The organism is Pseudomonas sp. Pse1 (assembly GCF_024519635.1).
Classification (GTDB): domain Bacteria; phylum Pseudomonadota; class Gammaproteobacteria; order Pseudomonadales; family Pseudomonadaceae; genus Aquipseudomonas.
The window spans coordinates 12,355-32,800 of the sequence record NZ_JALJRO010000012.1 but is presented as its reverse complement, the minus strand read 5'-3'; the positions used below and the strand labels follow the sequence as shown (position 1 = coordinate 32,800).

The 20,446-nt window shown below is 61.4% G+C and carries 18 protein-coding genes; 9 read left to right on the top strand and 9 right to left on the bottom strand.

Annotation, left to right across the window (positions count from 1 at the left end; all coding sequences use genetic code 11):
* The first annotated feature begins 478 nt into the window (after positions 1–478).
* Positions 479–1,582: a GlxA family transcriptional regulator gene (locus NR126_RS18100; RefSeq protein ID WP_027617079.1), complete on the top strand. Its 1,104-nt coding sequence runs from the start codon at positions 479–481 to the stop codon at positions 1,580–1,582.
* 110 nt (positions 1,583–1,692) lie between these two features.
* Here NR126_RS18100 and NR126_RS18095 read toward each other — a convergent pair whose 3' ends face one another.
* The 6 genes from NR126_RS18095 to NR126_RS18070 form a co-directional block, all read right to left on the bottom strand.
* Positions 1,693–1,959 (bottom strand): hypothetical protein, encoded by a 267-nt coding sequence (locus NR126_RS18095; protein WP_027617080.1) that lies wholly within the window; start codon positions 1,957–1,959, stop codon positions 1,693–1,695.
* Between the two features lie 325 nt (positions 1,960–2,284).
* Positions 2,285–3,448 (bottom strand): gamma-butyrobetaine dioxygenase, encoded by a 1,164-nt coding sequence (locus NR126_RS18090; protein WP_256830773.1) that lies wholly within the window; start codon positions 3,446–3,448, stop codon positions 2,285–2,287.
* Between the two features lie 24 nt (positions 3,449–3,472).
* Positions 3,473–3,949, bottom strand: coding sequence for a thioesterase family protein (locus NR126_RS18085; RefSeq protein ID WP_027617082.1), 477 nt, complete (start codon positions 3,947–3,949; stop codon positions 3,473–3,475).
* Positions 3,950–4,072: 123 nt separating this feature from the next.
* The gene (locus tag NR126_RS18080) at positions 4,073–5,038 is read right to left on the bottom strand and encodes an L-carnitine dehydrogenase (protein WP_256830772.1); all 966 of its coding nucleotides are present in this window, start codon (positions 5,036–5,038) and stop codon (positions 4,073–4,075) included.
* Between the two features lie 141 nt (positions 5,039–5,179).
* Positions 5,180–6,067 carry a 3-keto-5-aminohexanoate cleavage protein gene (locus NR126_RS18075; protein WP_027617084.1) on the bottom strand — a complete coding sequence of 296 codons (888 nt, stop codon included), beginning with the start codon at positions 6,065–6,067 and terminating at the stop codon, positions 5,180–5,182.
* A 75-nt stretch (positions 6,068–6,142) separates the two neighbouring features.
* Positions 6,143–7,087 carry a choline ABC transporter substrate-binding protein gene (locus NR126_RS18070; protein ID WP_027617085.1) on the bottom strand — a complete coding sequence of 315 codons (945 nt, stop codon included), beginning with the start codon at positions 7,085–7,087 and terminating at the stop codon, positions 6,143–6,145.
* A 202-nt stretch (positions 7,088–7,289) separates the two neighbouring features.
* Here NR126_RS18070 and NR126_RS18065 point away from each other — a divergent pair, with 202 nt between their 5' ends.
* A complete protein-coding gene (locus tag NR126_RS18065) occupies positions 7,290–8,234 on the top strand; it encodes a GlxA family transcriptional regulator (protein ID WP_105755986.1) in 945 nt (314 codons plus the stop codon).
* Between the two features lie 131 nt (positions 8,235–8,365).
* On the opposite strand, the gene NR126_RS18060 is transcribed toward NR126_RS18065, so the two are convergent.
* Positions 8,366–8,782 (bottom strand): DUF3010 family protein, encoded by a 417-nt coding sequence (locus tag NR126_RS18060; protein WP_027617087.1) that lies wholly within the window; start codon positions 8,780–8,782, stop codon positions 8,366–8,368.
* Positions 8,783–8,829: 47 nt separating this feature from the next.
* The gene (locus NR126_RS18055) at positions 8,830–9,228 is read right to left on the bottom strand and encodes a lysozyme inhibitor LprI family protein (protein WP_027617088.1); all 399 of its coding nucleotides are present in this window, start codon (positions 9,226–9,228) and stop codon (positions 8,830–8,832) included.
* A gap of 232 nt (positions 9,229–9,460) precedes the next feature.
* Between NR126_RS18055 and NR126_RS18050 the strand changes: the two genes are divergently transcribed.
* The 7 genes from NR126_RS18050 to NR126_RS18020 all read left to right on the top strand — a co-directional run bounded on the left by NR126_RS18050 (position 9,461) and on the right by NR126_RS18020 (position 18,218).
* The gene (locus NR126_RS18050) at positions 9,461–10,438 is read left to right on the top strand and encodes a dipeptidase (protein ID WP_027617089.1); all 978 of its coding nucleotides are present in this window, start codon (positions 9,461–9,463) and stop codon (positions 10,436–10,438) included.
* 78 nt (positions 10,439–10,516) lie between these two features.
* Positions 10,517–11,047, top strand: a complete 531-nt coding sequence (locus NR126_RS18045; RefSeq protein ID WP_027617090.1) for a DUF5943 domain-containing protein — start codon at positions 10,517–10,519, stop codon at positions 11,045–11,047.
* 15 nt (positions 11,048–11,062) lie between these two features.
* The gene (gene dgcA, locus NR126_RS18040) at positions 11,063–13,123 is read left to right on the top strand and encodes a dimethylglycine demethylation protein DgcA (protein ID WP_027617091.1); all 2,061 of its coding nucleotides are present in this window, start codon (positions 11,063–11,065) and stop codon (positions 13,121–13,123) included.
* 154 nt (positions 13,124–13,277) lie between these two features.
* The gene (gene dgcB / locus NR126_RS18035; RefSeq protein ID WP_027617092.1) at positions 13,278–15,221 is read left to right on the top strand and encodes a dimethylglycine demethylation protein DgcB; all 1,944 of its coding nucleotides are present in this window, start codon (positions 13,278–13,280) and stop codon (positions 15,219–15,221) included.
* Positions 15,221–16,441 (top strand): electron transfer flavoprotein subunit alpha/FixB family protein, encoded by a 1,221-nt coding sequence (locus tag NR126_RS18030; protein ID WP_256830771.1) that lies wholly within the window; start codon positions 15,221–15,223, stop codon positions 16,439–16,441. The genes dgcB and NR126_RS18030 overlap by 1 nt, the downstream gene beginning before the upstream one ends.
* Before the next feature lie 15 nt (positions 16,442–16,456).
* Complete coding sequence (locus NR126_RS18025; RefSeq protein WP_256830770.1) at positions 16,457–17,227, top strand: electron transfer flavoprotein subunit beta; 771 nt, start codon at positions 16,457–16,459, stop codon at positions 17,225–17,227.
* A gap of 109 nt (positions 17,228–17,336) precedes the next feature.
* Positions 17,337–18,218, top strand: coding sequence for an RHS repeat-associated core domain-containing protein (locus NR126_RS18020; RefSeq protein WP_256830769.1), 882 nt, complete (start codon positions 17,337–17,339; stop codon positions 18,216–18,218).
* A gap of 675 nt (positions 18,219–18,893) precedes the next feature.
* Here NR126_RS18020 and gbcA read toward each other — a convergent pair.
* A complete protein-coding gene (gene gbcA / locus NR126_RS18015) occupies positions 18,894–20,189 on the bottom strand; it encodes a glycine-betaine demethylase subunit GbcA (RefSeq protein WP_027617095.1) in 1,296 nt (431 codons plus the stop codon).
* Positions 20,190–20,446 lie beyond the last annotated feature (257 nt).

Genomic DNA, 20,446 nt, shown 5'->3' with positions numbered 1-20,446 from the left:
TCTATGTACACCAGGACATTGTGGGAGCGAGCCTGCTCGCGAAGAGTCCCGACCAGTCAAAACTGCCCGTAAACTGATCACCCCTCTGCAATCCCGCCACCTTTTAGCGCGTCGCTCTCAGATAAATAGCCCATCGAAAGCAGGGGGCTCTTTGAGTGCCCCTACCGTCCGTCACCGGTGCCTGCGGTGACACTCTTGTCTGATCGCTCGCAACCCAGTTCCCACAAGTGCTACCGATTTGCTCACAGCTCCTTGAACTGTGCCGTTGTACGGCCGTGCCAAGCCGATTAGTCCTGCGCGCCGCGCGTCATATACAGACACACTCCTATGTCGTTTTCAGGAGTTATTGATTGGCCATTCAATTTTAGGCATGGCAATTGCTCTGTCATTACAAAGCCCGTCTCCCACTCGAGAACGATGGCCATAACAAGAGCCTCCGCCTGAGGCCATCACCCGCTTTGTGTGAGGAGATACCGCGATGACGTCGTTCAACTCAGGGGCCCAACCCCAGAACCGTGCGCCTCAATCCATCGGCTTTCTGCTGCTGGACAATTTCACGCTGATTTCCCTGGCCTCAGCAGTCGAGCCACTGCGCATGGCCAACCAGTTGTCCGGTCGCGAGCTGTATCGCTGGACCACCCTCACCGTTGACGGCGGCCAGGTCTGGGCCAGTGATGGTCTGCAGATCACCCCCGATGCCTCCATGCACAAAGCGCCGGCGATGGACACCATCATTGTCTGCGGCGGTATCGGCATCCAGCGCACCGTGACCCGTGAACACGTGTCATGGCTGCAAAGCCAGGCGCGCCAGTCGCGTCGTCTCGGCGCAGTTTGCACCGGCAGTTGGGCTCTGGCCTGCGCGGGTCTGCTCGACGGTTTTGATTGCAGCGTGCACTGGGAATGCCTGGCAGCGATGCAGGAAGCTTTTCCTCGGGTGGCGATGAGCACACGCTTGTTCACCCTCGACCGTAACCGCTTCACCAGCTCCGGCGGCACCGCGCCCCTGGACATGATGTTGCACCTGATCAGTCGCGATCACGGCCGCGAACTGTCGGCAGCGATTTCGGAAATGTTTGTCTACGAGCGCATTCGCAACGAACAGGATCACCAGCGCGTGCCGCTCAAACATATGCTCGGCACCAACCAGCCGAAGCTGCAGGAAATCGTTGCGCTGATGGAAGCCAACCTCGAAGAGCCGATCGACCTCGATGAGCTGGCGGTGTATGTCGCCGTGTCCCGTCGTCAGTTGGAGCGGCTATTCCAGAAATACCTGCACTGCTCGCCGTCGCGTTACTACCTCAAGCTGCGTCTGATCCGCGCCCGGCAATTGCTCAAGCAGACGCCGATGTCGATCATCGAAGTGGCGTCGGTCTGCGGCTTCGTCTCCACGCCGCACTTCTCCAAGTGCTACCGCGAATACTTCGGCATTCCACCGCGTGACGAGCGCGTCGGCTCCAACACCACCCAACAGGTGGCGATGATGCCGATTCCACAAGCCTTGGTATTGGCACCGCTGTCGGGGCCGATGTCGGCGTTGAGCCAGGCGCGTAATGAGTCGACGTTTGCCAGTGTAAGGCTCTAAACCGCGTATACCTTCTCGCGAGCAGGCTCGCTCCCACATTGGATCTGCATCGTTGCTACAGTTGAGCAAACAATGCATAACCTGTGGGAGCGAGCCTGCTCGCGAAGCTTTTAGCGGCTGGTATGGCTTTGCTGGAATTCGGCCAGGGCTGGCAACAGCTGCTTGTCGATCGCCTGGCGCACGGCCGGGAGGATGGTGGCGCTGCTGGTGTAGATATCCTTGACCATCTTGCGCAGTTCATACGCCCGGGCATTGTCCAGCCCCCTCACTGCGCATTCGCAGGCCTGCTCGGCCGTGGCGCCGACGGGCACCTGAAAACCCAACGCCTTGAGCTGGCCCAACAGGTCTTCCTGATCAATCAAATCGGCGTGCATCATGACGCAAATCCTTCTTCCGGGAACAATGGGGTGACTCGATTCTGGTAGGCGCGGGTGGCGGGGGCAAGGTTGTTTTGTCGGGGTGTCCACATTGGCTATGAGCATGTCGTTTTCGGCTAACTTGCCGTACGACGGAGTGGGCACACTGGCCTCAGCTCGCTTCACGAAGGTTTGGTCACCCTCGCGCAACGGCTCCTCAACAGTACCTTGTGCCCCGATCCTGTCACGGCTTGTATCGGGGCTTTTTTTGTCTGTCCTTCCTTTAGTTTTGTTCTGTATTGACGGACGCCATCGCGAGCCTGCTCGCAATGAACGATGACGCGGTCTAGCGCTGCAACACCAGAATCCGCGACAACAACTCATCTCTATCCACATAGCATCCCTGGAAATGCCGGGCGCCGGTGGCGGGGTCGAAGGCGTTGCGGGCGTGCAGGGTGCGGCGGTTGTCGAAGCACCACAACTCGCCGGGACTGAGTCGCTGGATCAGGCGAAAGCGCGGCTCGCGGGTCATGCCGATCAATCGCCGATAGGCCCGATACAGCTTGGGCATCTGCTCCACCGAGGTGTCGAACGCCCCGCGCAGGAAGTTCGCCATGCGTATCTCCGCGACCCGTCCCAATGCATCCAGGGCAATGATCGGCGCCAGGCAGCGGTAGTCGCTATGGCGGTCCTTGTTGCGAAACTCCACGGGGATCTCACACAGGCTGTGGAAGGCCTCGGGATCCTCCTGGCGCAACGCATCGGCAATCGCAAAACCGTCGACGAAAATACTTTCGCCACCCTCGGCGTCATTCACCAGACAGTGCAGGAACTGCAGGCCGGGTTGCAGCTCGCGGGTCGGCAGGTCCGTGTGCAGCGGCAGGTTGAAGGCAGTGTAGGCATTGCTGTCGGCATCGGCTTTGGATTGCACGTTGAACAGCACGCCGAAATTGCTCTCGCGGATAAACGATATGCGCTGGGCGATCAGCTTCAACGAGCCCGGTTCTGTAGGCACTCCACGCACCTGGGTGAGGCCGGTGTCGCGCACCGCCAGCAGCCAGTGCAACAGGGCCTGATCGTCGTCCATCAGCGCCGCGTAGTCGAATACCGGCAGGCGCAGATCGCTGTGCCACAAATGCGCGCGAGGTTTGCCCGCCAGACGTTCGCGGCGGGATTGCTCGTCGTAGGCGTGGGCGCGCAGCCAACCGGCGTCGAAACGGCTGAGATGGCCATCCTGCCAATCGATGCTCAGGCAGCCGTCGGTATCGATATAGGCAGCGCTGGGTGCCAGGTCCGGTGCAGCGTCGACGATCTCGAACAGTTGCTCGCGAGTGACACTGTAGACGCATTCCGCGCACGGGCAATTGTCCCGCAGCCAGACATGGTGGAACGGGCTGATCCGGCGATCGGCCCACTCGATCAGCACGCGGTCCACCAGGTTCTGCACGCCGTGCAGCGCGCTGATCAACGGGTAAGTACGGAAATCGGCAACGGCGGCAGCGGTGTTCATGACGGCTCCTTGCGATGGGTGGAATTATCGGGCAGGTGGCAGGGCAATGACCCGGCCGATATAAGCGGGAACGGGCAGGTCGGTCTGCTCGGCGATGATCCCTTGCAGGCGTTCAAGAGTCGCTGCAGTGAAAGGTGCGGAGCGCGGCCCGGCGAGGTCGACATGCAGCAGCATTTGTTCGTTGCCGGCGAGTTCCTGGGGGTCAACGACGCGGTGCAGGCTGTGGTAGAGGTGCAGGCGTTTGCTGTCGTGGCCGATGATCTGTGTGTGCACTTCGACCTCGGTATCGAGCTTTACTTCGTGCAGGTAGTTGAGGTGCAGTTCCAGGGTGAACAGCGAGTGGCCGGTGGCTTCGCGGCTGCTGCTGTCCATACCCAGGCGGTCCATCAGGGCGTCGGTGGCGTAGCTGAAAATCAGTAGGTAAAAGGCGTCGCGCAGATGGCCGTTGTAGTCGACCCAGTCGGGGATGATGGTGGTTTGATAGGTGGTGAGGGTGGGCATGGTTTCTGATCCAATTTATAGAGTGACTGGACTACCCCTTTCGCGAGCAGGCTCGCTCCCACAGGTTTTGCGCGGTCATTGTGGGAGCGAGCCTGCTCGCGAAGGGATAGTCGTGCTGACCGATTACTCGCTGAAACTCATGCCATGCCTGGCCTTGGTGGTTTTCACCGCCTCCAGCACCGCCAACAGGCAATCATCACGATAGCGCTCCAGCGCCGAGATGCTGTGCTGACCCAACTGCTCGCGAGTGCCGTCCACCACATCATCGATCAGTTTCTCGGTCAACTCCGGTGCCGGCAGATAGGTCCAGGGCAGTTGCAGGGCGGGGCCGAACTGGGCCATGAAGTGGCGCATGCCGGCATCGCCACCGGCCAGGGTGTAGGTCAGGAAGGTGCCCATGAACGACCAGCGCAACCCGGCGCCAAAACGAATCGCGTCGTCGATTTCACCGGTGGTCGCCACGCCGTCGTTGACCAGGTGCAGCGCCTCGCGCCACAGCGCTTCGAGCAAGCGGTCGGCGATGAACCCTGGCACTTCCTTGCGCACATGCAGCGGTCGCATGCCCAGGGATTCATAGACCTGCATCGCTGCCTGCACCGCTTCGGGTGCGGTGTTCTTGCCGCCGACCACTTCGACCAGAGGCAACAGGTACACCGGGTTGAACGGGTGGCCGACCACGCAGCGTTCGGGGTGCGTGGCGCTCTCGTAGAACTCGCTGGGCAACAGGCCCGAGGTGCTGGAGCCGATCAGCGCATTGGGCTTGGCTGCCGCGCTGATCTTGCCGTGCAGTTCGAGTTTCAGTTCGAGGCGTTCCGGCGCGCTTTCCTGGATGAAGTCAGCGTCGCGCACGCACTCTTCGATGGTGGCGACGAAGCGCAGGCGATCCTGCGATGCGCCGGGTGCCAGGCCCTGTTGTTCCAGCGCGCCCCAGGCATTGGCCACGCGTTTGCGCAGCGCCGCCTCGGCTCCGGGCGCCGGGTCCCAGGCCACCACATCCAGGCCATGGGCGAGGGCGCGGGAGACCCAGCCGCTGCCGATGACACCACTGCCCAGAGCAGCGAAGGTTTTGATTTCGGTGATAAAGCTCATGGTCGATTCCTGAAGAGTCCGCAATAAAAAACTGTAGGAGCGAGCCTGCTCGCGATGGCGGTATTCCTGTCGCGGATGATGCTCCGGATGTACCTGCCTCATCGCGAGCAGGCTCGCTCCTACAGGGGGGGTGGTGATCGCTTAACCGCGCTGTTTCAGCCCCATTTTCTTGCGCCCCTCTGCCGGGGTCAGGACGCGGGCGCCGAGGCGGCTGAGGATTTCGCTGGCGCGCTCGACCAGTTGGCCGTTGGTCGCCAGCACGCCCTTGTCCAGCCAGATGTTGTCTTCCAGCCCGACCCGTACGTTGCCGCCCAGCAGCACTGCTTGCGCGGCCATCGGCATCTGCATGCGGCCGATGCCGAAGCCGGCCCACACCGCGTTGGCTGGCAAGTTGTCGACCATCGCCTTCATGGTGGTGGTGTCGGCCGGCGCCCCCCACGGAATACCCAGGCACAGCTGGAACAGCGGGTCGTCGAGCAGGCCTTCCTTGATCATCTGTTTGGCGAACCACAGGTGGCCGGTGTCGAAGATTTCCAGCTCGGCTTTCACCCCCAGTTCCTGGATGCGCTTGGCCCCCGCGCGCAGTTGGGCCGGGGTCGACACGTAAATGGTGTCACCGTCGCCGAAATTCAGGGTGCCGCAGTCCAGGGTGCAGATTTCTGGCAGCAGTTCCTCGACATGGGCCAGGCGGGTCAGTGGCCCGACCAGGTCGGTGTTGGGGCCGAATTCCATAGGGTTCTCGCCGGCGCCGATTTCCAGGTCGCCGCCCATGCCGGCGGTGAGGTTGACGATGATGTCGACGTCCGCTTCACGGATGCGCTCCATCACTTCCCGGTACAGCGCCACGTCGCGGCTGAACTTGCCGGTTTGCGGGTTGCGCACGTGGCAGTGGACCACCGTGGCGCCGGCCTTGGCCGCTTCCACCGCAGCCGCCGCAATCTGTTTCGGAGTGACCGGCACGTGGGGGCTCTTGGCGGTCGTGTCGCCAGCACCGGTGAGTGCGCAGGTGATGATGACGTCGTGGTTCATAGTGCGGTTTCCTTCAGGCGTGAGGGTTCTGTTCGCAGCCCGAGTCGGGCTGCGAAGCGGTTGTGTGGTGTGCGGTTACTGGCTGGTCAGTTGCAGGTTCTGGGCCGCTGGCTTGCCGTCGAAGGTGGTCACCCCTTCGAGCCAGCGCGCTTTGTCCTGCGGATGATCCTTGAGCCACTGGCGGGCTGATTCGAGTGCGTCCTTGTGATCGAGCAGCGGTTGCATCATCCGGCTCTCGTCTTCGGCGGTGAACGTCAGGTTGGTCAGCAGGCGGCCGATGTTCGGGCACCTCTCGGCGTAGGTCGGCGCGGTGACCGTCCAGACCGTGGCCATGCCTTCATTCGGGCCGAGGGCGTCGTCGCTGCCGGTCAGGTAAGTCATCTGCACGTTGACGTTCATCGGGTGCGGCGCCCAGCCGAAGAACACCACGGCTTCCTTGCGCCGCACGGCCCGATCCACGGCGGCCAACATGCCGGCCTCACTGGATTCCACCAGTTGGAACTTGCCGAGGCCGAACTGGTTTTTAGCAATCATCGCCTTGATCTGGGTGTTGGCGCCGGAGCCGGGCTCGATGCCGTAGATCTTGCCACCCAACTCTTTCTCGAATTTGGCGATGTCGGCGAAGGATTTCAGGCCCTTGTCGGCCAGGTAGGTGGGCACCGCCAGAGTGGCGCGGGCATCCTTGAGGCTTGGCGCTTCGAGGACCGTGACTTGCTTGGCGTCGACGAACGGGGTGATGGTTTGGGTCATCAACGGGTTCCAGTAGCCGAGGAACAGGTCCAGGCGCTGGTCGCGGATGCCGGCGAAGATGATTTGCTGGGAAGCGCTGGTTTGTTTGGTCTTGTAGCCGAGGCCGTCGAGCAGGACCTGGGTCATGGCACTGGTGGCGATCACGTCGGTCCAGTTCACCACGCCCATGCGTACGTTCTGGCACGCGGCGGGGTCGGCGGCCATGGCACCGGAACTGAGAAATGCGGTACCGCTGAGTGCAAGAACACAGCTGCTGATCAGTCGTTTCATGGTGGGATCCTCGGCAGGTCGTTATTGTCGATTCCGGCGTCTGTTGCGCCGGTGATGCAAAGTTACGCAGCTCACCCTCGCAGAAAACGCACTGCGGCGACCAGCTCTTGCACTGCAGCGACCCCTGCTCTTGTGTGTCGCCGGCAAGTGGCGTATCACCGTCAGCACGCTACCCGTCCTCCCTGCCAGTCGAGTGCGTTGCATGTCTCAGGATTTCTACTTTCTGCTGATGCCGGGCTTTTCCGCCATCGGCTTCATTTCGGCGATCGAGCCGCTGCGCGTGGCCAACCGCTTTCGCGGCGAGCTGTACCGCTGGCATGTGCTGAGCGCTGACGGTGGGCCGGTGTTGGCCAGTAACGGCATGTCGCTCAACGCCGATGCGGCACTGGAGCCTTTGAAGAAGGGCGCGACCCTGTTGGTGGTCGCCGGCTTCGAGCCGCTGAAGTTCCTCGACGCGGCGCTGGCGCACTGGCTGCGCCGACTCGATCACGACGGGGTGACCCTCGGCGGTATCGACACCGGTAGCGTGGTGCTCGCCGAGATCGGCTTGCTGGACGGCCATCGCGTGACGTTGCACTGGGAGGCGATTGAAGCCTTCAAGGAATCCTATCCGCAGTTGAGCGTGACCCAGGAACTGTTTGAAATCGACCGCCGGCGTATCACCTCGGCCGGCGGCACCGCCTCCATCGACCTGATGCTCGACCTGATCGCCCAGGCCCACGGCCCGGAGCTGGCGATCCAGGTCAGCGAACAATTCGTGCTTGGACGCATTCGCCCGCGCAAGGACCACCAGCGCATGCAAGTCGCCACGCGCTACGGCATCAGCAATAAGAAGCTGGTGCAGGTAATCGGTGAGATGGAGCAGCACAGCGAGCCGCCGCTGACCACGTTGCAATTGGCGGATTCGATCAAGGTCACCCGGCGCCAACTCGAGCGCCTGTTTCGCCTGCACCTCAACGACACCCCGAGCAATTTCTACCTGCGCCTGCGCCTGGAAAAAGCTCGACAACTGCTACGTCAGACCGACATGAGCGTGCTGGAAGTGAGCATCGCCTGCGGGTTTGAATCGCCGTCGTACTTCACCCGCAGCTATCGGGCGAGGTTTGCCCGCTGTCCACGGGAAGACCGGCGAACTGCGCAGGCCTGAGCTCCACAGAGCCCTGCAGGAGCGAGCCTGCTCGCGATCGCAATTTGTCATTCGACATCGAGGTTGAAAGACATACCGCATTCGCGAGCAGGCTCGCTCCTACAGTTCATCGGTATTGCCAGGTAGTTTGTTTACTTCTTTAACAACGCCGCACACGCCGTCTTGTACGCCTCATGCTGATACTTGTTCAGCGTCGCCGGCAGCTCACCGCCCTGTTTTTTGGCCTGTGCGGTGATGGTCTGCGGTGACAGCAGCGTCACCTCGCAGCCGTCGAGCAGTTGCAACACACCTTCAATCTTGAAGGTGGTCGGGCCGCCGGCGAATTCACCTTTCTTGCTGCGCTTCTTGATCGCGATGCGGTCGATGGAGTTTTCCCGCACAAAGGACGCCACCTGCGCGGCGAACAGTTTGACGTTGGCTGCGTCGTCGTCATCCGCCAGCGCGATTTTCTTGGTGGCGAGGGCGACGTGGCTGAGGGTTGAGCCGTCGAGGGAGGCCACGGCGATGATCGCTTCGCTGCCTTTGATTTCAATGCCGCAGAGTTTCATGCTGAATCCTTGTACTGGCTTATGACCTGCAGCTTAACCCTCAAGCCTCACTCCTGCGCAATCGACTCGAGAAACTCCGACCGTTCGTCGTTCTTGTTCGCCAGGCAATCGTTCTGGTCGATGGTGTAGGCCTTGCTGCCCGGAGCGGACGGGAAGGGCGCAATTGCGCAGTCGGCATCGCGAGACTTGATCCACAACTGCTCGGCGGCCTGCAGCTTGGCGGTGACGTCCGCCGCCTGTGCCTTGTTGCCCGCCTGACTTTGGACGCGCTCCAGCAAACCCTGAAAGTTTTCCTTGAGCAGTTGCTCGGCAGTGGTTTTGTTGTACGTCGCGCATTCCAGGGTCTGGATGTCGTTTTCCACCGCATCGCACGGCGTGTTGTCAGCCTCTTCAGCCGCCTGTACGCCGGTCGCTATCAGTGCCAATGCGAAGAAGATCGATTTCATTGCTGCCGCCCCATCCAGTGAAACATCCAGTGATGCGGCGGATTCTGGCGCAAGCGTCGGCTAAAGAACAGCCGGGCAAATCCGCCGCAGCCTGACCCTTTGTCGCGGATTGACGCTTTCGGCAAACCCCCTGTCGTTTTTGCACCCGGGCGCCCCGGCACCGAGGCATATGCTGGCCCCAAAGCGCCGGCAGACGATTCGGCGCATGAATCGCCAATAAGGGGACAGCCTGATGAGCCCAGCCGAACTGCACGCCGACAGCATCGTTATCGACGGGCTGATCATTGCCAAGTGGAACCGAGAGCTGTTTGAAGACATGCGCAAAGGCGGCTTGACCGCGGCCAACTGCACCGTGTCGGTGTGGGAAGGGTTCCAGGCCACCGTCAACAACATCGCAGCCAGCCAGAAACTGATTCGCGAGAACAGCGACCTGGTGATGCCGGTGCGCACCACCGCCGACATCCGCAAGGCCAAGGAACAGGGCAAGACCGGCATCCTCTTCGGCTTCCAGAATGCCCACGCCTTCGAAGACCAGATCGGCTATGTCGAGGTGTTCAAGCAGCTCGGCGTTGGCATCGTCCAGATGTGCTACAACACCCAGAACCTGGTAGGCACCGGCTGCTACGAGCGTGACGGCGGGCTGTCGGGTTTCGGTCGCGAGATCGTCGCCGAGATGAACCGGGTCGGCGTCATGTGCGACCTGTCCCACGTCGGTTCCAAGACCTCGGAAGAAGTCATCCTCGAATCGAAAAAACCGGTCTGCTACTCCCACTGCCTGCCGTCGGGGCTCAAGGAGCACCCGCGCAACAAGTCCGATGAAGAGCTGAAGTTCATCGCCGACCACGGCGGTTTCGTCGGCGTGACCATGTTCGCGCCGTTCCTCGCCAAGGGCATCGATTCGACCATCGACGACTACGCCGAAGCCATCGAGTACGTGATGAACATCGTCGGCGAAGACTCCATCGGCATCGGCACCGACTTCACCCAGGGCCATGGCCAGGACTTCTTCGAATACCTGACTCACGACAAGGGCTACGCCCGCCGCCTGACCAGCTTCGGCAAGATCATCAATCCGCTGGGCATCCGCACCGTGGGCGAGTTCCCCAACCTCACTGAAACCCTGCTTAAGCGCGGTCACCCGGAGCGGGTAGTGCGCAAGATCATGGGCGAGAACTGGGTGAACGTCTTGAAAGATGTTTGGGGCGAATAAGCCACTACGCCGCTGAATCCTTTCCCGCTGCCCTCCGCGCAGCGGGCAACAACACAATTTTTCTGGAGTTGAGTTTCCATGGCCAAGATCGCCCCGCAATTGCCAATCGAAGTCGACAGCGAGACCGGTGTCTGGACCTCCGACGCCCTGCCGATGCTGTACGTGCCACGGCATTTCTTCGTCAACAACCACATGGGCATCGAGGAAGTGCTGGGCGCCGACGCCTACGCTGAAATCCTCTACAAGGCCGGCTACAAATCCGCCTGGCACTGGTGCGAGAAAGAAGCCGAATGCCACGGCCTGGAAGGCGTCGCGGTGTTCGAGCACTACATGAAACGCCTGTCGCAACGCGGCTGGGGCCTGTTCAAGATCCAGGACATCGACCTCGACAAAGGCACCGCCAGTGTCAAGCTCGAACACTCGGCATTCGTCTACGTGTACGGCAAGGTCGGGCGCAAGGTCGACTACATGTTCACCGGCTGGTTTGCCGGGGCCATGGACCAGATCCTGCAAGCGCGCGGCAGCCAGATCCGCACTGTGGCCGAACAAGTCTACGGTGGCTCCGAAGAGGGTCACGAAGACGGCTTGTTCACCGTCAAGCCGTTGTAAGTCGAGGACCCGGCCATGGCTTTCGAAGCAATGTTTCAGCCAATTCAAATTGGCAAACTGACCATCCGCAACCGCGTGCTCAGCACCGCGCACGCCGAGGTCTATGCCACTGACGGCGGTATGACCACCGACCGTTACGTGAAGTACTACGAAGAGAAAGCCAAGGGCGGGATCGGCCTGGCGATTTGCGGCGGCTCCTCGGTGGTGGCCATCGACAGCCCGCAGGAGTGGTGGAGCTCGGTCAACCTGTCCACCGACCGCATCATCCCGCACTTCCAGAACCTGGCCGACGCCATGCACAAGCATGGCGCCAAGATCATGATCCAGATTACCCACATGGGCCGTCGCTCGCGTTGGGACGGTTTCAACTGGCCGACTTTGATGTCGCCGTCGGGTATCCGCGAACCGGTGCACCGTGCCACCTGCAAGACCATCGAGCCGGAAGAAATCTGGCGGGTGATCGGCAACTACGCCCAGGCTGCGCGCCGGGCCAAGGCCGGTGGCCTGGACGGCGTCGAACTGTCGGCGGTGCACCAGCACATGATCGACCAGTTCTGGAGCCCGCGGGTCAACAAACGTACCGACGAATGGGGCGGTACCTTCGAAGGCCGCATGAAGTTCGGCCTCGAAGTGCTCAAGGCGGTGCGTGCAGAAGTGGGCGACGATTTCTGCGTGGGCATCCGCCTGTGCGGTGACGAGTTCCACCCGGACGGTCTGTCCCATGAAGACATGAAGCAGATCGCCAAGTACTACGACGACACCGGCATGCTTGATTTCATCGGTGTGGTCGGCTCGGGTTGCGACACCCACAACACCCTGGCCAACGTTATCCCCAACATGAGTTATCCACCGGAGCCGTTCCTGCACCTGGCTGCCGGGATCAAGGAAGTGGTCAAGGTGCCGGTGCTGCACGCGCAGAACATCAAGGACCCGAACCAGGCGACGCGGATTCTCGAGGGCGGCTACGTCGACATGGTCGGCATGACCCGTGCGCACATTGCCGACCCGCACCTGATCGCCAAGATCAAGATGGGCCAGATCGACCAGATCAAGCAGTGCGTGGGTGCCAACTATTGTATCGACCGTCAGTACCAGGGCCTGGACGTGTTGTGCATCCAGAACGCCGCGACCTCCCGTGAGTACATGGGCGTGCCGCACATCATCGAGAAAACCACCGGCGTGAAACGCAAGGTCGTGGTGGTCGGTGCCGGTCCTGCCGGGATGGAAGCGGCACGCGTTGCCGCTGAACGTGGCCACGACGTGACCCTGTTCGAGAAGAAAGAATTCATCGGCGGGCAAATCACCACGGCGTCGAAAGCGCCACAACGTGACCAGATCGCCGGTATCACCCGCTGGTATCAGCTGGAACTGGCGCGCCTGAAAGTCGATCTGCGCCTGGGTGTGGCGGCAGATGCGCCGACCATCATGGACCTGCGTCCGGATGTGGTGGTGCTTGCCGTTGGCGGCCACCCTTTCCTCGAGCAGAACGAACACTGGGGCTCGGCCGAAGGCCTGGTGGTCAGCAGCTGGGACGTGCTCGACGGCAAGGTGGCGCCGGGCAAGAACGTGCTGGTCTACGACACCATCTGCGAATTCACTGGGATGTCGGTGGCCGACTTCCTGGCCGACAAGGGCAGCCAGGTCGAGATCGTCACCGACGACATCAAGCCGGGCGTAGCCATCGGCGGTACGTCGTTCCCGACCTACTACCGCAGCATGTATCCGAAAGAAGTGATCATGACCGGCGACATGATGTTGGAAAAGGTCTATCGCGAAGGCGACAAGCTGGTGGCGGTGCTGGAGAACGAATACACCGGCGCCAAAGAGGAGCGGGTGGTCGACCAGGTGGTGGTGGAAAACGGTGTGCGTCCCGATGAGCAGATCTACTACGCGCTCAAGGAAGGCTCGCGCAACAAGGGCCAGGTCGACGTTGAAGCGCTGTTCGCGATCAAGCCCCAGCCTTGCCTGAGCGAGGCCGGCGACGGCTACTTGCTGTTCCGCATCGGCGACTGCGTGGCCCAGCGTAACGTTCACGCCGCCATCTACGACGCCCTGCGCCTGTGCAAGGATTTCTAACGGCTTGCACATGACCCTGTGGGAACAGGCCTGCTCGCGAAAGCGGTGGATCAGTCGACATTGATGTTGAATGTCAGTCCGCCTTCGCGAGCAGGCTCACTCCCACAGAACCGCCGACCGTGTTTCTCCAAGATGTACTGGTGGGAGCTTCACCATGTTGAACACCCTTCTTCCAATCCTGTTGTTCGCAGCCCTGGGCCTTGGTGTCCTGGGCGCGCTGCGCCGGGTGAACATGTGGCGCCGTGGCCGAGCCTCGAAGGTCGACCTGCTCGGCGGCCTGCTGGCCATGCCCAAGCGCTACATGGTCGACCTGCACCACGTGGTCGCCCGCGACAAATACATCGCCAACACCCACGTCGCCACAGCCGGTGGCGCGGTGGCGTCGATCGTCCTGGCGATCATCGTCCATGGCTTTGGCCTGCATAATCGCTGGCTCGGCTACGCCCTGTTGCTGATGACAGTGGTCATGTTTGTCGGCGCAATCTTCGTCTACCTGCGTCGGCGCAATCCGCCTGCGCGCCTGTCGAAAGGCCCGTGGATGCGCCTGCCGAAAAGCCTGCTGGCGTTCTCTGCGTCGTTCTTCGTGCTGACCTTGCCGGTGGCCGGGATTCTTCCGGAGCACTTCGGCGGCTGGCTGCTGGCGGCAATTCTCGGTGTGGGTGTGCTGTGGGGCGTGTCCGAGTTGTTCTTCGGCATGACTTGGGGCGGGCCGATGAAGCACGCCTTCGCCGGTGCCCTGCACTTGGCCTGGCACCGTCGCGCCGAACGTTTTGGCGGTGGTCGTTCAACGGGTCTTAAACCGCTTGACCTGAACGACCCTCAAGCCCCCTTGGGCGTGGAAAAGCCCAAGGATTTTACCTGGAACCAACTGCTCGGCTTCGACGCCTGCGTGCAATGCGGTAAATGCGAAGCGGCGTGCCCGGCATTCGCCGCTGGCCAGCCGCTGAACCCCAAAAAACTGATTCAGGACATGGTGGTCGGCCTGGCCGGTGGCACCGACGCCAAGTTCGCCGGTAGCCCGTATCCTGGTAAAGCCATCGGCGAACACGCCGGAAATCCGCACCAGCCAATCGTCAACGGCCTGGTGGACGCCGAGACGCTGTGGTCGTGCACCACCTGCCGCGCCTGTGTCGAGGAATGCCCGATGATGATCGAGCACGTCGATGCCATCGTCGACATGCGCCGCCATCTGACATTGGAAAAAGGCGCGACGCCGAACAAGGGCGCCGAAGTCCTGGAAAATCTGATCGCCACCGACAACCCGGGCGGCTTTGCGCCGGGCGGTCGAATGAACTGGGCGGCGGACTTGAACCTCAATCTCATGAGCGAAAAGAAAGCCACCGACGTGCTGTTCTGGGTTGGCGACGGCGCCTTCGACATGCGCAACCAGCGCACCTTGCGCGCCTTCGTCAAAGTGCTGAAAGCAGCGAAAATTGACTTCGCCGTGCTCGGTCTCGAAGAGCGCGACAGCGGTGACGTGGCCCGACGCCTGGGCGATGAGGCGACCTTCCAGATGCTCGCCAAGCGCAATATCCAGACCCTGGCCAAATACCGTTTCAACCGCATCGTCACCTGTGATCCGCACAGTTTCCATGTGCTGAAAAATGAGTACGGCGCCTTCGACGGCAACTACCTGGTGCAGCACCACAGCACCTACATGGCGGAAATCATCGACGCTGGCGCACTCAATCTCGGCCAGCACAAAGGCGACAGCGTGACCTACCACGATCCGTGCTATCTCGGTCGCTACAACGGCGAATACGAGGCGCCGCGCCAGGTACTGCGCGCCCTTGGGATCGAGGTCAAGGAAATGCAACGCTCCGGTTTCCGCTCACGCTGCTGCGGCGGTGGCGGCGGCGCGCCGATCACCGACATTCCGGGCAAACAACGGATCCCTGACATGCGCATGGAAGACATCCGCGAGACCGGTGCCGAACTGGTGGCGGTAGGTTGTCCGCAGTGCACGGCGATGCTCGAAGGGGTGGTCGAACCGCGCCCAGTGATCAAGGACATTGCCGAGTTGGTGGCCGATGCGTTGCTCGAAGACGCCGCGCCCGCCAAGGCACCGACCAAACGCGAACCTGCGGAGGTGCATTGATGAGCGAGATTATCCGTCGCGATCCGCGAGCCGAATGGATTGCCCGCAACCGCCTGCACCCGCTGCACGCGGCCATGCAGCCGGCGCAACACAGCTGGATGGGGCCGAACGGGGTGATTCGCAAGAACCCTCATGGCGTCGGTTTCATCGGCCCCAACGGCCTCAAGCGCATCGACCGCAGCGGCGCCCAGCAAGGCGGCACGGTCAAGCGCACGGCGGCGGCCGAGGTGCAATTGCCGCTGCATCAGGTGCCAGCCCCGGCGTTCTACATCAGCGTGGTGCCGGACATGGTCGGCGGCCGCTTGAGCAGCCATGACCGCGATTTGCTCGGCCTGGCGCATCAATTGGCCGGCAAGGACGGCGCGGTCCTGGCCGTGGTCTTCGGCGAACACAAAGAGAGCGCTTTCGCCACGGCTGGCGTTGATCGCTTGCTAGTGCTCGAAGGCGAGCAGTTCAGCGGTTATGCACCGGAACAACGGGTCCAGGGCTTGCGGGCTGTGGATAACCAGTTCAGCCCGCGTCACTGGCTGCTGCCTGACAGCCGCAGCGGCGGTGGCGAACTGGGTCGGCGATTTGCCGCCGCCCTCGGTGAACGCCCGGCCACGAGGGTTTGGCAGGTCAAGGATGAGGCTTGTATCGGCCGCGCCGGCGCTGGCTTGCAGGACCTGGCGCGGCCACTGGCGCGCTTGATCCTCGGCGCCGTCGAATGTGCCGAACCGGTCAGCGAAACCCGTCACGAAGCCTTGCCGGTGGAGTTATCCACAAGCGTCGCCCGCAGCCTGTCGCGGATCGAAGATTTGGGTGCGGTGGCGGTGGACCCGGGCGCGATTCCGATGGCCGAGGCCGAGTTCATCTTCTCTGGCGGCAACGGCGTCAAGGACTGGGACTTGTTCCATCAGACGGCTGCTGCCCTGGGTGCTACCGAAGGCGCCTCGCGGGTGGCGGTGGACGACGGTTTCATGGCCCGCGATCGGCAGGTCGGCGCGTCCGGCACCTGGGTTACTGCGCGGGTCTATGTGGCCGTGGGGATTTCCGGGGCGATCCAGCACCTGCAGGGCATCGGTGCCTGCGACAAGGTGGTGGCGATCAACCTGGATCCCGGGTGCGACATGATCAAGCGCGCCGACCTGTCGGTGATCGGCGAGAGTAGCGAAATATTCCACGCCTTGATCGCGGCGGTGGCGGCTTACCGCAACGACACCAAGCGCGATGCGGCTTAAGGAAAGGAATGGGTCATGAGCACTAAAGTCATCAGCCTGGTTTCCATCGGCGCCCACCCGACCTCCGGCCGGCCACGTCGTGCCGATCAGGATGCGCGAGCGGTCGAACTCGGCCTGCAACTGGCCGGCGACAACCTGCAAGTGCTGCATGCCGGCGACATCGCCGAACCGGCCCTGCGCGCCTACCTGGGCATGGGGCTGGAGCAATTGCATGTACTGGAGCAACCAACGGGCGCCGATGCCTTGCCGTCGTTGACCGACTATTTGCGTGGCGCCGGCGCCCAGGTGGTGCTCACCGGTAGCCAGGCGGAAACCGGCGAAGGCTCGGGCATGTTGCCGTTCCTGCTGGCCGAAAGCCTCGGCTGGCCGCTGGTGGTGGGGCTGGCCGAGGTCGAATCCATCGACGGCACCTCGGCCCTGGTGCTGCAAGCTTTGCCACGGGGCCAGCGACGCCGTCTGAAAGTGCGTCTGCCATTCCTCGCCACGGTGGATAACGCCGCACCCAAACCTCGTCAGAGCGCCTACGGCCCGGCGCGTCGTGGCGTACTACAAGCCCATGAAGTCGAAGTGCTGGACGACGAACTGCTCGCCAGCGCTACCCTGCAACCGGCCAAGCCACGGCCCAAACGCTTGAAGGTGATCAAGGCCAAAAGCGGTGCCGACCGTATGAAAGCCGCGACGGCCAAGGCCAGCGGCGGCGGGGGGCAGGTGCTCAAGGGCGTGACTGCAGAAGAGGGCGCCCAAGCGATCCTCAAACTGCTGATCGAAGAAGGCGTGGTGCGCTAGCGGGGAGGGCAACACTAGCAGAACTGCTAGTGTTGCTTTCAGCCGCTGTTTGCTAGCGTGGTCTGCATCCGAGGTGCCCTGTGGGGCGCCTTGATCGATGCGAGGCCAGATGATGGACTTTTCTGCGAATCACCCACGTTCCCCCGTCACCCCTCCGGCTGCCTCGCGCACCCTGCTGCTGGCCACCGACCTGCAGCAATCCATCCTCGCTGAACTCGACCACGCCGGGCCCAATCGGCGTGCCTACAGCGCCTATGGCGTGCCCATCAGTCAGCATCCACCTGGCAGCCACCTTGGCTTCAATGGACAACTCCGCGAGCGTCCTACCGGCTGGTATCACCTGGGCAATGGTCATCGCGTCTACAACCCGGTGCTGATGAGGTTTCATAGCCCGGATCGGTTGAGTCCGTTTGGCAAGGGGGGGATTAATGCCTATGCGTATTGCACGGGTGACCCGCTCAACTGGGTAGACCCTTCGGGTCAATACGGTCAGGCCGTTGCCCGACTCATTCAACTATCGGCAACCACTGCGCTGCATGCCGGAATAGTCACGACCAATCTGGTGGGAGCTACTGCCAAAGGCTGGATGCTATACGCCGCACGTTTAAGCACGGTTGCTTCCACGACTGCGATTGCGGGATCAGTTGGACAATTGGCAGGGTTCGCCTCTGCCGTCTATATCTCGAACGGGGCGACTTTGGTTTCTGCTGGGGCTACGATGGTTCGTTATGTGCCAGCCATTGTTAATGGCGCCCGAGCTGGCACCTTGACGACTACGATAAAAAACAACATCAAGCATTTGATCAAGGGAAAGGCATTTGAGGTCCCGCCTGTTCCGCCGCTGGCCTCTGTGCCAAAGGTCAATGGAGCGCATGTTGTGATCGAGATGGACGAAATTTCAGTGCTCGAGAGAAGTTCTTTATCGAGTGCCACTCCTACAAATGCGGGTCAAGACATCCGCCAACCGCCCCAATCAATCAGACATATGTGACCATTCGTTCTCGGGTACGGGTGTTACCCACAATCCCTGTGAGCGCATCTGTGGATAACATGTTCACCCCTCGCTACACCCCTTACGCAGCAAGCCCAGTACGCCTTTGTACGAAAAACAATCAACGTGAGTGGTTGTTTTTTGAAGGTTTTTTTGGGGGGCTGGAGACTCAGTAGGCCGATACTTGCCCCCAATCTCTGTTGGCGCTTCTGTGGACAAGTTGTTTGCTGTCGCCTGCAAGCCTTATAAAACAAGGCCTCCAAGAGTTTGATCATTTAATGGTCAAATGCGCCATTTACTCTCTATTCTCCCGCTGAATCCCCCGAAATATGCGGGCTGGACGGGGTTTTCCACAACGATACGCCGCGATGCACAAGTTGCCCCCAAACTCTGTTGGCGGTTCTGTGGATAAGGTGTTCGCGATCCTCTGTAGGCCTTTAAAAACGTGGCTTTAAGAGGGTTGATCAAAAAACAGACAGCTGCGCGTAAAAACCGTGAATTCGAATAAGTCACGGTTTTTATTGGCATTGTGTGGAAATAGTTGGAGGCAGATCCACAGTTGCCCACATTTGCTGTGGGCTGAGGTGTGGATAACTTGTTTGCGGATCGTTGCAAGCCCTGTCCGGCATGGCCGGACAGGTGATAGATCGAAATTTGTACAGTTCAGGCCAGTCGTTAGCTGCTGACCGCAATACCCTTCAGATACGGCGCAGGCTCTGCCCCCAGGTTGTGCAACATGCGGCCGCTGTACCAATCGACAAAGTTCACCACGCCAAACTCATAAGTCTTGGAGTACGGGCCTGGCTGGTAGGCGGTGGAGTTGATGCCGCGCTGGTTCTCCTCGGCCAGGCGACGGTCCTGGTCGTTGGTGGCGTCCCAGACTTTTCGCATACGTTCGACGTCGTAGTCCACGCCTTCGACGGCGTCCTTGTGGACGATCCACTTGGTGGTGACCATGGTTTCCTGGGCGCTGATCGGCCACACGGTGAAGACGATGATGTGGTCGCCCATGCAGTGGTTCCACGAGTGCGGCAGGTGCAGGATGCGCATCGAGCCGAGGTCGGGGTTCTTGATGCGGCCCATGAGTTTGGCGCAGCCTTGCTTGCCGTCCATGGTCATCGAGACGGTGCCCTTGAGCAGCGGCATGCGCACGATGCGGTTGCGCAGGCCGAAGCTGGCATGGGCGTACGGGATCTTCTCGGCGTCCCAGGCGGCAGCTGAGGCGGCCACGTGGTCTTTGAACGCCTGGTCGGCGCGTGGGTCGGTGACGTCGTCCCATTCCAGCAGGGTTTTCAACAGCTCAGGGTGCGAAGCGTTGCAGTGGTAGCACTCGCGGTTGTTTTCCAGCACCAGCTTCCAGTTGGCCTTCTCCATCAAGGTGGTGGTAATCGCCACCTTGGTGTTCTCCATGTCGTAGGGTTCCATGTAGTGATTCAGCGTCGACAGGAAATCATCGATGGCCGGCGGGTTTTCCGCCAGGCTGACGAAGATGTAGCCGCCGGCGGTTTTCACATTCACCGGCTTGAGGCCGTACTGCTTCATGTCGAAGTCGTCGCCCATCTCGGTGCCGGCGAACAGCAGGCGACCGTCGAGTTCGTAGGTCCATTGGTGGTAGTGGCAGACCAGCTTGGCAACCTTGCCCTTCTCACTGGTACACAGGCGCGAACCACGGTGACGGCAGACGTTGTGGAAGGCATGCACCACACCCTCGGCGCCGCGAATCACGATGATCGGGTTCTTGCCGATCTGCAGGGTCAGGTAGTTGCCCTTGGTTGGGATCTCGCAGGTCATGCCGGCGATCAACCACTCTTTCTGGAAGATCTCCTGCATGTCGATATCGAACAGGCGCTCGTCACTGTAGAACGGCTGCGGCAGCGAGAAGGTGCGCTCGCGTTCCTGAAGCATCTGCGCGGTGGCCTTGCGTGCGGGTTCCAGCGGATCGCCCAGGCTGATTTTTGCGGTGACGTCCATCGATGTGATCCTCAAGGCCATTCTGTGTGGCCGGCGAAAGTGGCTAATCAGGTGTACTGCTGTGGAATGCTACGCAAGGTGTAAGGGTGGTGTCTTGGTATGGGGCGAGTGTGGGGCCGGCGCAGGCCAGAACCTTATCCATGGGCGACATGGTGCAATCTGTTCCCGACGCGCAAGCCCCGGTGGTTGGGGGCTGGTCGCGATAAGCATGTGAATGTCGCAGATAGGTAAACGGGCGGTTCGCGCTATACGCAGAA